The 15001-nt window shown below is 61.6% G+C and carries 10 protein-coding genes and 1 pseudogene; 3 read left to right on the top strand and 8 right to left on the bottom strand.

The window, feature by feature from the left end:
- Positions 1 to 155: 155 nt before the first annotated feature.
- The 3 genes from KI235_RS07685 to aceK all read right to left on the bottom strand — a co-directional run bounded on the left by KI235_RS07685 (position 156) and on the right by aceK (position 7482).
- On the bottom strand, positions 156 to 1277 hold the full coding sequence (locus KI235_RS07685; RefSeq protein WP_003198905.1) for a beta-ketoacyl-ACP synthase III: 1122 nt from the start codon (positions 1275 to 1277) through the stop codon (positions 156 to 158).
- Between the two features lie 338 nt (positions 1278 to 1615).
- Positions 1616 to 5527, bottom strand: a complete 3912-nt coding sequence (gene hrpA / locus KI235_RS07680) for an ATP-dependent RNA helicase HrpA (protein ID WP_013692499.1) — start codon at positions 5525 to 5527, stop codon at positions 1616 to 1618.
- A 233-nt stretch (positions 5528 to 5760) separates the two neighbouring features.
- A complete protein-coding gene (aceK, locus tag KI235_RS07675; protein WP_003198900.1) occupies positions 5761 to 7482 on the bottom strand; it encodes a bifunctional isocitrate dehydrogenase kinase/phosphatase in 1722 nt (573 codons plus the stop codon).
- 130 nt (positions 7483 to 7612) lie between these two features.
- Here aceK and KI235_RS07670 point away from each other — a divergent pair, with 130 nt between their 5' ends.
- Complete coding sequence (locus KI235_RS07670; RefSeq protein ID WP_003198898.1) at positions 7613 to 8521, top strand: DMT family transporter; 909 nt, start codon at positions 7613 to 7615, stop codon at positions 8519 to 8521.
- 121 nt (positions 8522 to 8642) lie between these two features.
- On the opposite strand, the gene KI235_RS07665 is transcribed toward KI235_RS07670, so the two are convergent.
- From KI235_RS07665 to cysK, 3 genes are all read right to left on the bottom strand, one after another.
- Entirely contained in the window at positions 8643 to 9506 is an 864-nt protein-coding gene (locus tag KI235_RS07665) for a DMT family transporter (RefSeq protein WP_013692498.1), read from the bottom strand.
- Between the two features lie 341 nt (positions 9507 to 9847).
- Positions 9848 to 10786: an aspartyl/asparaginyl beta-hydroxylase domain-containing protein gene (locus KI235_RS07660; RefSeq protein ID WP_003198894.1), complete on the bottom strand. Its 939-nt coding sequence runs from the start codon at positions 10784 to 10786 to the stop codon at positions 9848 to 9850.
- 225 nt (positions 10787 to 11011) lie between these two features.
- Entirely contained in the window at positions 11012 to 11986 is a 975-nt protein-coding gene (cysK, locus tag KI235_RS07655; RefSeq protein WP_003198893.1) for a cysteine synthase A, read from the bottom strand.
- A 147-nt stretch (positions 11987 to 12133) separates the two neighbouring features.
- Here cysK and KI235_RS07650 point away from each other — a divergent pair, with 147 nt between their 5' ends.
- The gene (locus KI235_RS07650) at positions 12134 to 13210 is read left to right on the top strand and encodes a DUF748 domain-containing protein (protein WP_003198892.1); all 1077 of its coding nucleotides are present in this window, start codon (positions 12134 to 12136) and stop codon (positions 13208 to 13210) included.
- Here the strand turns inward: KI235_RS07650 and KI235_RS07645 are convergent.
- Both KI235_RS07645 and KI235_RS30670 read right to left on the bottom strand, forming a co-directional pair.
- Positions 13207 to 13707, bottom strand: coding sequence for a helix-turn-helix domain-containing protein (locus KI235_RS07645; RefSeq protein ID WP_060613482.1), 501 nt, complete (start codon positions 13705 to 13707; stop codon positions 13207 to 13209). The two genes, KI235_RS07650 and KI235_RS07645, sit on opposite strands and share 4 nt — an antisense overlap.
- Positions 13695 to 13808: pseudogene (locus KI235_RS30670) on the bottom strand (DUF4160 domain-containing protein); the annotation flags it as partial. The pseudogene KI235_RS30670 and the gene KI235_RS07645, both read right to left, overlap by 13 nt.
- A 328-nt stretch (positions 13809 to 14136) precedes the next feature.
- On the opposite strand from KI235_RS30670, the gene KI235_RS07640 reads away from it, so the two are divergent.
- On the top strand, positions 14137 to 14982 hold the full coding sequence (locus KI235_RS07640; RefSeq protein WP_003184225.1) for a MoxR family ATPase: 846 nt from the start codon (positions 14137 to 14139) through the stop codon (positions 14980 to 14982).
- Positions 14983 to 15001: the final 19 nt, after the last annotated feature.

The following is a 15001-nucleotide window of genomic DNA, read 5'->3' as shown; positions in this document are numbered from 1 at the left end:
GCAAGGCTTGCCCGCGATGAAGGTGACGCGGTCTTCCAGGAAACCGAGGCGCCTGCATCGCTAGCAAGCTTTGCTCCCACAGGTTCCACAAGCCATAGGCCATAGGCCATAGGCCATAGGCCAGCAGGAATAAATCCTCTGGCCGCTAAAGTGGATCAACGCTTGCGCAAAATCACGCTGCCAATCGAATAACCGGCGCCGAACGAACTGAGCACGGCGACCGAGCCGCTGGGCAGGTCATCCTGGTATTTGTGGAACGCAATCACCGAACCGGCCGAACTGGTGTTGGCGTAGCGGTCGAGGATCACCGGTGCTTCCTCTTCGGTGGCTTCGCGTCCCAGCAGTTTGCGCACGATCAAGTGGTTCATGCTCAGGTTGGCCTGGTGCAGCCAGAAGCGCTTCACCTCGCCTACGTTCAGCTGGTTTTCTTCCAGGTGGGCGCCGATCAGCTCGGCCACCATCGGGCAGACGTCGCGGAACACCTTGCGGCCTTCCTGGACGAACAACTTGTCGCGGCTACCGGCGCCCTCTTGCGCGGCGCGGTTGAGGAAGCCGAAGTTGTTGCGGATGTTGTTGGAGAACTTGGTCAGCAGCTTGGTGCTGACCACGTCGAACTGGTACGGCGAAGTCGCCAGGTCCGCCCGCTCGATGATCACGGCGGTGGCCGCGTCGCCGAAGATGAAGTGGCTGTCGCGATCGCGGAAGTTCAGGTGACCGGTGCACACTTCCGGGTTGACCATCAGGATCGCCCGGGCCTGGCCCAGTTGCACGCTGTTGGCCGCTGCCTGGATGCCGAAAGTGGCCGAGGAACAGGCCACGTTCATGTCGAAACCGAAACCTTCGATACCCAGGGCTTCCTGGACCTCGATGGCGATGGCCGGATACGGGCGCTGCAGGTTGGAACAGGCGACGATCACCCCGTCGATGTCGGCGACGGTGCGGCCGGCGCGCTCCAGGGCCTGCTTCGCGGCACCGATGGCCATTTCGCACAGCACCGACCACTCGTCGTTGGAGCGCTCGGGCAAGCGTGGGGTCATGCGTTGTGGATCGAGAATGCCGTCCTTGTCCATGACAAAGCGGCTCTTGATGCCGGAGGCCTTTTCGATGAACGCCGCGTTGGATTCGGTCAAGGCCTCGACTTCACCGCGCGCGATGGCGTCGGCGTTGTCGGCGTTGAATTGCGCGACATAGGTATTGAAAGATTGCACCAGCTCTTCGTTGGAGATGCTGTTGGCCGGGGTGTACAGGCCGGTGCCGCTGATGACGACGTTATGCATGGTCGTGTCTCTGATCTGTTCAGGCAGAAAGCATTGGCACCGACGTACCAATACACAAAGGGACTTTTCCCATCCGGGGAAGCAGCCCTGGCATCGCTTTATTCCGATCCGCCCGGGGCATTGAAGCTCAAAACCACGGGACCGGCATTTATAGCCGCGAAGTTTGCCATAAACGCTGGCGTTTGGCCCATTCTCCCTTCACTACAACACCATACCCTGTGGGAGCGAGCTTGCTCGCGATAGCGCTGGTTCAGCCAGCATTGATGTTGACTGATACACCGCTATCGCGAGCAAGCTCGCTCCCACAGGGGTTTCACAGGAGTTGACGGGTTTTGCCATCAACCCTCCACCTGCCCCCACTGCTTGCCCAGGCGCTTGTCCGAAATCGGCACCTTGGTCCCCAGTTGCTGGGCGAACAGCGACACCCGGTATTCCTCCAGCCACCAGCGGTACAGCTCCAGTTGCGGATCGCGCTTGCCTTCCTGGGCGTGTTTGCTGGCGCGGGCCTGGTATTGGGCCCAGAGGTTCGACAGCTCGCCGCTCCAGACCCGGTCCTTCTGCACCTGGCTACCGAGCTTCTCGAAGCGTTGCTCGATGGCCTTGAGGTAGCGCGGCAGTTCCTTGAGCCATTGATGTGGGGTTTCGCGGACAAAGCCCGGGTACACCAGGTGGCTGAGTTGCTGCTTGATGTCGTTCAGCGCCACGGCCTGGGCCAGGTCGATCTTGCCCTTGAAGCGTTTTTGCAGGCCATGCCAGAGCTTGAGGATGTCCAGGGTCAGCTTCGCCAGGCGTTCGGCGTGCTCGGTCCAGCCGCCGCGCTTGCGCTCGGCCAGGGTGGCCAGCGCGGCGCCGTCACGAGGCAGGCTCGCTTCGCCTTCAAGCACACAACTGTCGAGGCTGGCGAGCAGGATGTCTTCCACCAGGCTGTCGATGCGGCCCAGGTCGCGGTACAGCAGGCCCAGCTCCGTCAGCCCGGGCAGCTTGCCGCGCAGGAACTTGGCCGACTCGGCCAATTGCTGCATCAACAAGCGCTGCAAGGCGCGGCGATGCTGGAACTCGGCTTCGGCCGGGGTTGGGAAACGCCCTTCCTTGACCACGCCGCCCTCTTCCACCAGCGCCGGGTAGACCGTCATCGACAGCCCGGCGATCTTCTGTTGGGTTTTCTCGGCCACCGGGGCGAAGACCTTCGCCTCCACCGGTGCCTGGCTTTTCGCCGTTTGCGGTACGGCCAGGGCGGCCTGGCTGGCTTCGGCAAAACGCGCCGTCAGCTCGGCCAGGTCACGACCCTCGCCGAGGAACTTGCCTTGGCCGTCGACGATTTCCAGGTTCATGCGCAGGTGGCTTTCCACCTGCTGGGCCGCTTCGGTCCAGGCTTCGTCACTGACCCGCGCCCCGGTCATGCGCAGCAGCTCACGGCCCAGGGACTGCGGCAAAGAGCCCTCGGCGAAGGTGATGCGCTGCAGCGCCGCCTTGACGAAATCCGGCACCGGCACGAAGTTCTTGCGCAAGGCCTTGGGCAGGTTGCGCACCAGGGCGATGCACTTGGCTTCGATCACCCCCGGCACCAGCCATTCCAGGCGTTCCGGCGGCAGCATCGGCAGCAGTGGCGCCGGCACTCGCAGGGTCACGCCATCGCGGGGATGGTTGGGCTCGAAGTGATAACTCAGCGGCAAGGTCAGGTCGCCGACGCGCAAGGTGTCCGGGTAATGCGCGGCGGTGACTTCGCTGGCTTCGCGGGCCAGCACGTCTTCTTCGCGCATGATCAGCAGTTGCGGGTCTTTCTGGCTGTTGATCCGGTACCAGCTGTCGAACGTCGCGGTCTGATGGATCTCGGCCGGCAAGCGCGCGTCGTAGAAGGCAAACAGGGTTTCCTCGTCCGCCAGGATGTCGCGGCGACGGGCCTTGGCTTCCAGCTCGTCGAGTTGTTCCAGCAGTTTGGTATTGGCACTCAGGCACTTGGCCCTGGACTGGATCTCGCCGCGCACCAACGCCTCGCGGATGAACAGTTCACGGGAGACCACCGGGTCCACCGGCCCATAGTGCACCGGTCGACGACCAACGACGATGAGCCCGAACAGAGTGATTTGCTCATAGGCCACCACCTGCCCGCGCTTCTTCTCCCAATGGGGTTCGAAGTGGTTTTTCTTGATCAGGTGCCCGGCCAGCGGTTCGATCCAGTCCGGTTCGATCTTGGCGACCATGCGCGCATACAGCTTGGTGGTTTCCACCAACTCGGCGGTCATCAGCCATTGCGGACGCTTCTTGCCCAGGCCCGACGAGGGGTGGACCCAGAACCGCCGCTGGCGAGCACCGAGGTAGTCGCCATCTTCGGTTTTCTGGCCGATCTGGCTCAACAGGCCCGAGAGCACCGCCTTGTGCAATTTCGGGAAGTCGGCCGGTTCTTTGTTGAGGCTCAGCTGCATGTCGCGGCAGATCAGGCTCAACTGCCGATGGGAATCACGCCACTCGCGCAGGCGCAGGTAATTGAGGAAGTTCTTGCGGCACCAGTTGCGCAGCGGGCTGGCGGTCAGGGCCTGGCGCTGCTCTTCGAAACCGCGCCACAGGTTGACCAGCCCGGCGAAGTCCGAATCCGCGTCCTTCCACTGGGCGTGGGCCTGGTCCGCCGCCTGTTGGCGCTCCGGCGGACGCTCGCGCGGGTCCTGGATCGACATGGCGCTGGCGACGATCAGCACTTCCTGCAAACTGCCCAGCTTCGCCGCTTCCAACAGCATGCGGCCCATGCGCGGGTCCACCGGCAGGCGCGCCAACTGGCGACCGAGCGGGGTCAACTGGCTGTTGCGGTCCACCGCCGACAATTCTTGCAGCAGGTTGAAACCGTCACTGATGGCCTTGCCATCCGGCGGCTCGATGAACGGGAAATCGGTGATCTCGCCGAGACGCAGGTGCAGCATCTGCAGGATCACCGCCGCCAAGTTGGTGCGCAGGATTTCCGGGTCGGTGAATTCCGGCCGTCCAAGAAAATCTTCTTCGCTGTACAACCGCACGCAGATCCCCGGCTCGACCCGCCCGCAGCGGCCCTTGCGCTGGTTGGCGCTGGCCTGGGAAATGGCTTCGATGGGCAAGCGCTGGACCTTGGCCCGATAGCTGTAGCGGCTGATGCGCGCGGTGCCGCTGTCGATCACGTAGCGGATGCCCGGCACGGTCAGCGAGGTTTCGGCGACGTTGGTCGCCAGCACCACGCGACGGCCCGGATGGGACTGAAAGATCCGCTGCTGTTCAGCCGGCGACAGGCGCGCATACAGGGGCAGAATCTCGGTGTGCTTGAGCTGGGCCTTGCGCAGCATCTCCGCCGCGTCGCGAATTTCCCGCTCGCCCGGCAGGAACACCAGCACGTCCCCAGGGCTGCGCCGCTCGCTGCGCTCGTAGGCGGCGATTTCGTCGAGGGTGGCGAGGATTGCCTGGTCGACGGTCAAGTCGTCTTCGACCCGGTTGCCTTCCTCGTCTTGCTCCAGGGTCAGCGGGCGATACCAGGTTTCCACCGGGAAGGTGCGGCCCGAGACTTCCACAATCGGCGCGTCATCGAAATGCTTGGAGAAGCGCTCCAGGTCGATGGTCGCCGAGGTGATGATGACTTTCAGGTCCGGACGGCGCGGCAGCAGGGTCTTGAGGTAGCCGAGCAGGAAGTCGATGTTCAGGCTGCGTTCGTGGGCTTCGTCGACGATGATCGTGTCGTAGCGCTCGAGGTAGCGGTCGTTCTGGGTCTCGGCCAGCAGGATGCCGTCGGTCATCAGCTTGATCAGGGTGTTGGCGTCGCTCTGGTCCTCGAACCGCACCTGATAACCCACCAGCGCGCCCAACGGCGTGGCCAGTTCCTCGGCCACCCGGCTCGCCACACTGCGCGCGGCGATCCGCCGCGGCTGGGTGTGGCCGATCAAGCCATGCTGGCCACGACCGATTTCCAGGCAGATCTTCGGCAACTGCGTGGTTTTGCCCGAGCCGGTTTCGCCGGCAATGATCAGCACCTGGTGCTTGAGCAGCGCGTCCTTGATTTCGTCGCGCTTGGCGGCAATCGGCAAATTATCGTCGTAGCGAATCAGCGGCAGGCTCGCCTTGCGCGCCAACACCTGATCGCACGACGCCTGCATGCGCGTCACCCACTGGGCCAGCTTGGCCTCGTCGGGCTTCTTGCGCAGCTCGAGCAACTGGCGCCGCAACCGGTGACGGTCGGCGAGCATGGCGTGGTCGAGGTTTTTCAGCAGCTTGTCGATAGCGGGGGCTTGGTCAGTCATCAGGTACGCAAGGGTCGTCGGTTTGAGCAGGGGGCGATTGTCGCAGATTTGCGTACATGTGGGAGCAAGGCTTGCCCGCGATGAAGATGACGCGGTCTCCCGGGGGACCGAGGCGCCTGTATCGCGAGCAAGCTTTGCTCCCACAGGTTTTGGCTCGTTCCCACGCTCCGCGTGGGAATGCCTCAACGGACGCTCTGCGTTCGGCCCTTTGGGACGCGGAGCGTCCCAAAGGGTTATTCGTTGTCCAGGTCCTTGCGCCGATACGGGAACACATCGATCACCTTCCCCGCCCGGATCGCCTCTTGCAGGCCTTTCCAATAGTCGGCGTTGTACAACTCGCCGTGCAACTGGTCGAACAGCTTGCGCTGCCCGGCGTCGGCGAACAGGAACGGCGGGAACTCTTCGGGGAAGACGTCCAGCGGGCCGATGGAATACCAGGGCTCGGAGGCCATTTCGTCTTCCGGTGTGCGGGGTTGGGGGATGTGGCGGAAGTTGGCTTCGGTCAGGAAGCAGATTTCATCGTAGTCGTAGAACACCACGCGGCCGTGGCGGGTCACGCCGAAGTTCTTGAGCAGCATGTCGCCGGGGAAGATATTGGCCGCCGCCAGTTGCTTGATGGCCAGGCCATAGTCTTCCAGCGCCTCGCGCACCTGGTCCTGGTTGGCGTTTTCCAGGTACAGGTTCAGCGGCGTCATGCGTCGTTCGGTCCAGCAGTGACGAATCAGCACCGTGTCGCCTTCCACCGACACCGTGGACGGCGCCACTTCCAGCAGTTCCTCCAGGCACGCCGGCTCGAACTTGCTCAGGGGAAAACGAAAATCGGCGAATTCCTGGGTATCGGCCATGCGCCCGACCCGGTCGACGCTTTTCACCAGGCGGTACTTCTCGATCACAGTGGCCCGGTCGACGTTTTTCGACGGCGAGAAACGGTCCTTGATGATCTTGAACACCGTGTTGAAGCCCGGCAGGGTGAACACGCTCATGACCATGCCGCGCACACCCGGGGCCATGATGAATTGGTCGTCGGTGTTCGCCAGGTGGTTGATCAACGCTCGGTAGAACTCGGACTTGCCATGCTTGTAGAAACCGATGGAGGTGTACAACTCGGCGATGTGCTTGCCCGGCAGGATGCGCTTGAGAAAGCCGATGAATTCCGCCGGCACCGGCACGTCCACCATGAAGTATGAGCGGGTGAACGAGAAGATGATCGACACCTGCGCCTCGTCGGTAATCAGCGCATCGATCTGGATACCCCGGCCCTCGCGGTGCAACAGCGGAATCACCAACGGCCATTGGTCCTCACGGGTGTAGATCCGACCCACCAGGTAGGCGCCCTTGTTGCGATAGAGCACTGAAGAAAACAACTCAACCGTCAGCTCAGGGTCCTTGCAGACCCAGTCCGGCAGGTTCTCGCGCAACTGCGCTTCGAGGCGCCGCAGGTCACCCGGCAAGTCGGCGTAGTCCTCGCTGAAACGGTAATCGGCGAACACGCTCGCCAGCATCCGATCCAACTGCCCCTGGGGTTTGTAGGTGCGGGTCTGGGCGGCACGGGCCCGGCGCAGGCTGGGCCGGGTGGTATGGATGAACATGGTGCCGTCGCTGATCAGGTCGTGGCTGAACAACCCGCAGAAGATCGAGTTGTACCAGGTTTCCGACAGCTCATCGTCGAAGCGCAGGTCGATCAGGCTGATGTAGGCGCTCTTGACCAGCGGCCAGCAGCTCACGTCCATCAGGGTTTCGTCATCGAAGGCCTTGTGCAGCCTGGCAACGGTTTCGAAGACTTTTTCTTCATACAAGTTGATGCGCGCCGCCGAAGCCGCTTGCGCCTCCAGCCACAGCGCCTGCTCGAACCGGGCGCGGGCGCCGTCGGTGATCTGCCGGAAATGCTCACGATAATCGTCGAAGCCGTCGAGGATCGAACGGGCGATTTCGATGGCGGGCCATGGCTGCGGCATAGGGTAAACCTCGGCGGGTCATGCTTGTTATTGGCGACTGAGCTTAGAGGCCAATCACGCGGCAACGCAACCATTGCCATCGCTATTCAGGGCGGCGACACTTGCCGCCCAATCAAGGAAGGAATGACTCGTGAACCTCGTCGATATCCTGCGTTTACTGTCACTGGCCGCTATCTGGGGCGCCAGTTTCCTGTTCATGCGCATTATCGCCCCCGTCATTGGCACAATCCCCACTGCTTTTTTTCGCGTGTCCATCGCCTTCGTCGGGCTGTTGGTGATCCTGGCCCTGATGCGCGTCGACTGGAATTTTCGCGGCAAGCTCAAAGTCGTGATGGGGCTGGGCCTGATCAACTCGGGCATTCCGGCCACGTTCTATTCGTTGGCGGCCCAGGTGCTGCCGGCCGGTTACTCGGCGATCTTCAACGCCACCACGCCGTTGATGGGGGTGTTGATCGGCGGCTTGTTCTTCAGCGAAAAACTCACCCCAGCCAAGGTCAGCGGTGTCTGCCTGGGCCTGTTCGGCGTCGGCATCCTGACCCGCGCCGGCCCGGTAGCGTTCGACCTGCAACTGCTGATGGGCGCCCTTGCCTGCCTGCTGGCCACGACCTGCTACGGCTTTGCCGGTTTCCTCACCCGGCGCTGGCTCGATCAGCAAGGTGGCTTGGACAGTCGTCTCTCGGCCCTGGGCAGCATGTTCGGCGCCACGGTGTTCTTGCTGCCGCTGTTTGGCTACAGCGTCATCAGCCAACCACCGGCCAGCTGGGGTGGCTGGAGCGTCTGGTTGTCGCTGCTGGGGCTGGGTCTGGTGTGTACTGCGCTGGCGTACATCCTTTATTTCCGCCTGCTCAGTTCCATCGGCCCGGTCAAATCCATGACCGTGACCTTCCTGATTCCGCCGTTCGGCGTGCTGTGGGGGGCGTTGTTGCTGGATGAGCCGTTGGGGATGGCGCATCTGTATGGCGGGGTGTTGATTGCGGCGGCGTTGTGGTTGGTGCTCAAGCCTGGGGTGGTGAAACCGGCTGAGGTGTCTGCCCGGTAATTCATCGGCGCGGCGCAAGATGCCATCGCAGGCAAGCCTTGCTCCCACAAGGACTACACATAACCTGTGGGAGCAAGGCTTACCCGCGATGGCGGTTGCTCAGTCAACGAGCAGCCAAAGCTCAGCGACTTTTACGAAACACAAACACCAACCCCACGATGATCAGCACCATCCCCAGCAAGCTCAACAACGCCAGCCGGTTGCCAAACACCAGGTAATCCATGATCGCCGTCACCGCCGGCACCAGGTAGAACAGGCTGGTGACATTCACCAGGTTGCCGCGGGCGATCAGTCGGTACAGCAGCAATGTCGCCAGCACCGAGACCACCAGCCCCATCCACAACACCGGCACGAAAAACCCCGTGCTGTACTCGAAATGGAACGGTTGGAACGGCACGAACACCGCGCACAGCACCAGCCCGGCCAGGTACTGCACCGGCAGCGTGCCCAGGGGGTTGTCGGTGATGCGCTTCTGCATGATCGAACCGGCCGTCATGCTCACCAGTGCCAGCAACCCGCAGATCATCCCGGCCAGGGACATGCCGGCCAGGCCGATGCCCTGGTACACCACCATGATCAACCCGACCAACCCCAGCATCAGGCCGAACATCCGCGACCAGGAACGCTGCCGTTCCATTAGCACCACGGTCAGGATCGGTTGCACGCCCATCAGGGTTGCCATGACCCCCGGCGTGACACTCATTTGCAGCGCCAGCAGATAAAAAATCTGATAGGCGCCCAGCAGCACCAACCCGGTGGTCGCCGCGTACAGCATCGGCTTGCCGGTCTTGGGCAGCTTGAACTTGAGCAACGGAATCAACAGCACCAGCGCCGACAGCGCAATGGCAAAACGGATCAGCAAAAAGGCGAAGGGAGAAGCGTGGGCCAGGCCCAGCTTGGAAAAGATCGCCCCACTGCTCCACAGCAAAACGAACAGGCTCGTGGAAGCCGCCGCCAACAAGGCGTTTTTGGAAAGGGAAAACATGGATACCACCTGTAGTCAGGCAAAAAGCCAACTCAGCCGAGGCTGAAGTCCAGTAGTTTTTTTCAGGCGGGCACAGGGGATAGGCAACCGTTGCCGATCAGCCCTGAATGCCAACACCCGGCGGTGATACGACGGCGTACACCGATGAGCTACGGACAGGTGGAGGGTATTGACCGATCTGCGCAGGCTGCTGGCTCCCACACGGCACGACGCCAGCGTTGAACGCTGGAACCACGACCGCGATGACAGGGGATGCAGGCATGAGCCGATCTCTTGAAGGAGCGGGTTCGAAAACCCGAAGAGCGCTGACTATAACCAGCGCCCGATGGACAACGCAATATTTAACCGAACAACCAATAGCCAAGCGCCGTCAGCACCACCACTGCCAACACGGGCCGCATCACCCGGTAGGCCTTGGGATGCTTGCGTTTGAATTGCTTGACCCGGCCACTGATGCCGTCGCTGAACGATTTGCTCCAGGCATAGGCCCGGTTGATGCCACCGACGTGTTCATCATCCAGGTTCTGTGGCGCGGTGGCGCGGCCGAGGAACGCGCTGATGGTGCGGTTGAGACGGGTCATCAACCGGCTTTTCAAGGGTCGCTCGACATCACAGAACAGAATCACGCGGGTCTGCGGGGTTTCGTTCTTGACCCAGTGCACATAGGTTTCATCGAACATGACGTCTTCGCCGTCGCGCCAGGCGTAGATCTGACCATCGACGAAGATCCGGCAGTCGTCGGAATTGGGAGTGGACAGCCCCAGGTGATAACGCAACGAACCGGCGAAAGGGTCTCGGTGGGGATTCAGATGGCTGTCACCCGGCAGCAGGGCAAACATGGCGCCCCGGACATTGGGGATCTGGCTGACCAGCGCGACCGTCCTGGGGCACAGCAGCTCGGCCGACGGCAGCGGTTTGTCGTACCACTTGAGGTAAAAACGTTTCCAGCCCTTCTTGAAGAACGAGCCGAAACCCGCGTCGTTGTTCTTCTCGGCAGCGCGAATGTAGCCCTCGTCGAACAGGTGCATGGCCTCATCGCGGATGACTTGCCAGTTGTCCTTGAGCACATCCAGTTCGGGGAACTTGCTGCGGTCCAGGTAAGGTCTCGAGGGCACGCCGGAGAACAGGTACATCAAGGTGTTATAGGGGGCGAACAGCGCCGAGTGGTTGACGAACTGACGCAACACCGGCAAACGCGCCTTGCCACGCAAATGCACATACAGCGTACTGCCCAAAAACAGCAGCAACACCGAGGCCTTGGCGACGAACGAAACGGTCATTTTATAACTCCTTGTCCAAAAACACCTTACGCAACACCACCAGCCCAGCGCAGCGGCCGGCCATGTTATAGATCATGGCCTGGCCAGGAAACCGTCTGGCGCAACATTCACTGTTGAGGATCACGCAATAATTTCCTTCTTACCATGCGTGACCTGAACTGTGGCTGACGCCCGTCAACACCCTTTCCAAATGCGATTTAACCGCCGGCCACATCCTGCAGACAGTTACTGCTGGATCTCCTGCTCGGTAAACAGATCACTGAACAACATGCTCGACAAGTACCGCTCGCCCGAATCCGGCAGGATCACGACGATGGTCTTGCCCTGCATCTCCGGTTTTTCCGCCAGGCGCACGGCCACGGCCATCGCCGCGCCACAAGAGATCCCGCAGAGGATGCCCTCCTCCTGCATCAAGCGCAGGGCCATGGCCTTGGACTCGTCGTCAGAGACCCGCTCGACCAGGTCAACGATCGACAGGTCAAGGTTCTTCGGCACGAACCCGGCGCCGATCCCCTGGATCTTGTGGGGGCTGGGCTTGATCTCCTGGCCCGCCATCGCCTGGGTAATTACCGGCGAAACCTCGGGTTCGACTGCCACCGACAGGATCGGTTTGCCACAGGTGTTCTTGATGTACCGCGAAACGCCGGTGATGGTGCCGCCGGTGCCCACGCCGGCCACCAGCACGTCCACCGCGCCGTCGGTGTCGTTCCAGATTTCCGGGCCGGTGGTTTTTTCGTGGATCGCCGGGTTCGCCGGGTTATCGAACTGCTGCGGCATGAAGTATTTGGCTGGATCGCTGGCCATGATCTCGGTGGCTTTGTCGATGGCCCCTTTCATGCCCTTCGCCGGCTCGGTGAGCACCAGTTCCGCTCCCAGGGCCTTGAGCACCTTGCGTCGCTCAATGCTCATGGAGGCGGGCATGGTCAGCATCAGCTTGTAGCCACGGGCGGCGGCGACGAACGCCAAGCCGATCCCGGTGTTGCCAGAAGTTGGTTCGACGATGGTCATGCCCGGCTTGAGTTTGCCCGAGCTTTCAGCGTCCCAGATCATGTTCGCGCCGATCCGGCACTTGACCGAATACCCTGGGTTACGCCCCTCGATCTTGGCCAGGATGGTCACACCGCGCGGGGCAATGCGGTTGATCTGCACCAGCGGCGTATTACCGATGGAATGGGCATTGTCAGCGAATATACGGCTCATGGCTGGGTCCTTGATGCAGCGGGAATGTAAGCCTTTAAAGGTATGCCTGTTGCCCATGGGCGTCCAGTTGCACCGAACGTTCCCGTTGTTGCAGCAGTCAATGGCATTAGAAGGCGCTCCCTCAACAAACGCTGGAGACTGACTGACATGAAGCGTCGATACCGTTGGCCATTGTGGGTTTTCGCCGCCATCGCCGCGGTGCTGGTGGCCCTGCATTTCACCTTGCCTTATCTGGTACGCGACTACCTGAACGACAAACTGGCCGACATGGGCGATTATCGCGGCCGGATCACCGACGTGGACCTGGCCCTGTGGCGCGGTGCCTACCGGATCAATGGCCTGGAAATCGTCAAGGTCGACGGCAAGGTCCCGGTGCCGTTCGTCAGCGCACCGCGGGTGGACCTGTCTGTGAGCTGGCACTCGCTGTGGTACGACCATGCGGTGGTCGCCGAGGTTGAATTCGCCCGCGCCGAAGTGAACTTCGTCGACGGCGGCGCCAACCGCCAGAACTCCCAGACCGGCCAGGGCACCAACTGGCGCGAACAATTGAGCAAATTGCTGCCCATTACCCTCAACGAAGTGCGCATCCGGGATGGCAAGGTCACCTTTCGCAATTTCAACTCCAAGCCGCCGGTCAACCTGCGGGCCACCGAGGTCAACGCCAGCTTCTACAACCTGACCAACGTGGTCGACACCAAAGGCAAGCGCGACGCCCGTTTCGAGGGCAAGGCCCTGGTGGCCGAACACGCGCCATTGGAAATGCAGGCCACCTTCGACCCCTTGAGCAACTTCGAGGAGTTCGATTTCCGCCTGCGTGCCAGGAACATCGAACTCAAGCGCCTGAACGACTTCGCCGGGGCTTATGGCAAGTTCGATTTCAATGCCGGCCACGGCGACCTGGTGATCGAGGCGCAAGCCGACAACGGCAAGCTCAGCGGCTACATCAAGCCACTGCTGCGCGATGTCGATGTGTTCGACTGGCAGCAGGACGTGGAAAACCAGAACAAGAACATCTTCCGCTCGGTCTGGGAAGCCTTGGTCGGCACGGGCGAAACGGCCCTCAAGAACCAGCGCAAGAACCAGTTCGCCACCCGGGTGGAACTCAGCGGCAATGTTCACCAGCAGGACATCAGCGCCTTCGAAGCCTTCCTGCAGATCCTGCGCAATGGTTTCGTCGAGGCCTTCAATGCCCGTTATGAACAACCGCCGCCGTCGACCGACTAGGGCTTGCGCGTGACGGTGTAGCGGCCGGGCGCTTCTGCTGCCGCTATTCCCACTCCATGCTGCAATGAGTCCCAGCCCAGGCATGCCAAGGCCAGCGAACGCGGCACAGCCTCGCGACCGCTGCTGTAGCGAGTGATGCTGCGAGCGCTGACCCCAAGCGCTTCGGCGGCCTTGTTCAAAGACAAGCCGGTGCGGGCGCGCCAATTGATGAAAATGCGGGTATTTTCATCCACGGCGTTCTGCGCCAGTGCATCCAGATAAAGGGTATCGGCACCGATCTGGATATCCGGTTCGGGCCATTCCACGCTCCAGCCATCGTCCCCCAGACTCGCGCCTCCAAACGCGCCCTCTTCAAGCAAAGGCTGCAAGCCCGGATAACGTTGCACATCGGCGCTCATGTCCAGTGTCAGCCGCTGCCCATCAATGAACGTCAATTCGAGACTGAACGGTAATAAGACCTGCACAGCCGACAGCCGCGGCCGTTTCATGGGTAGCATCGTTGCCAATCCTCCAGCAGTTGCGCTTGATGGGCGCTGACCCAGTCCAGCGCTTCCTTGATGATCAATGGCAGCGCCCGGCCCGTCATCACTTCGAATGTGGTACCCCTGTGGCGAGGGAGCTTGCTCCCGCTGGGCTGAAGCGGCCCCAAAAGTCTGCGAGCGCTGCGCACTCGAGCGGGAGCAAGCTCCCTCGCCACAAGAGCGGCTGACCGTAAGTAAAAACATGAACCCGGAAGCGTATCGCCAAATTGGCGATACGCAATACTGGCAAGGCGCCGAAACCGAGTCAACATGTGACGCCCCATTCAGAGACTGAATACAGCGTCTGCGTTCACAGTCGGCGGGGCGCCGCGTTATAGTCGGGCACGATATTTATTTAGCGCGCCCCGCCTCGCCAGGCCGGCGACACCGTTCGAGGAATTGCAGATGAAGTTCGAAGGCACCAGCGCCTACGTGGCCACCGATGACCTGAAACTGGCCGTGAACGCCGCCATCACCCTGGAGCGACCATTGCTGGTCAAGGGCGAACCGGGCACCGGCAAGACCATGCTGGCCGAACAACTGGCCGAGTCCTTTGGCGCGCGCCTGATTACCTGGCACATCAAGTCCACCACCAAGGCCCACCAGGGCCTCTACGAGTACGACGCGGTCAGCCGTCTGCGGGACTCGCAGCTGGGCGTGGACAAGGTCCACGACGTGCGCAACTACCTGAAGAAGGGCAAGCTCTGGGAAGCGTTCGAGTCCGAGGAGCGGGTGATCCTGCTGATCGACGAAATCGACAAGGCCGACATCGAGTTCCCCAACGACCTGCTGCAGGAACTCGACAAGATGGAGTTCTACGTCTACGAGACCGACGAAACCATCAAGGCCAAGCAACGGCCGATCATCATCATTACCTCCAACAACGAAAAGGAACTGCCGGACGCGTTTCTGCGCCGCTGCTTCTTCCACTACATCGCCTTCCCCGACCGCGTCACCCTGCAGAAAATTGTCGACGTGCATTACCCGGACATCAAGAAGGACCTGGTCAGCGAAGCGCTGGACGTGTTCTTCGACGTGCGCAAGGTGCCGGGCCTGAAGAAAAAGCCTTCCACTTCCGAACTGGTGGACTGGCTCAAGCTGCTGATGGCCGACAACATCGGCGAAGCGGTGCTGCGCGAACGTGATCCGACCAAGGCCATCCCGCCGCTGGCCGGCGCCCTGGTCAAGAACGAACAGGACGTGCAATTGCTCGAGCGCCTGGCGTTCATGAGCCGTCGCGGCACTCGCTGATCCTCTTCGTCTAACAAGA

The sequence above is a fragment of the Pseudomonas sp. St386 genome (genome assembly GCF_018325865.1).
Lineage (GTDB): Bacteria > Pseudomonadota > Gammaproteobacteria > Pseudomonadales > Pseudomonadaceae > Aquipseudomonas > Aquipseudomonas brassicacearum.
Note: the sequence above shows the minus strand (reverse complement) of the source record. Positions and strands in the feature narration are given on the sequence as shown.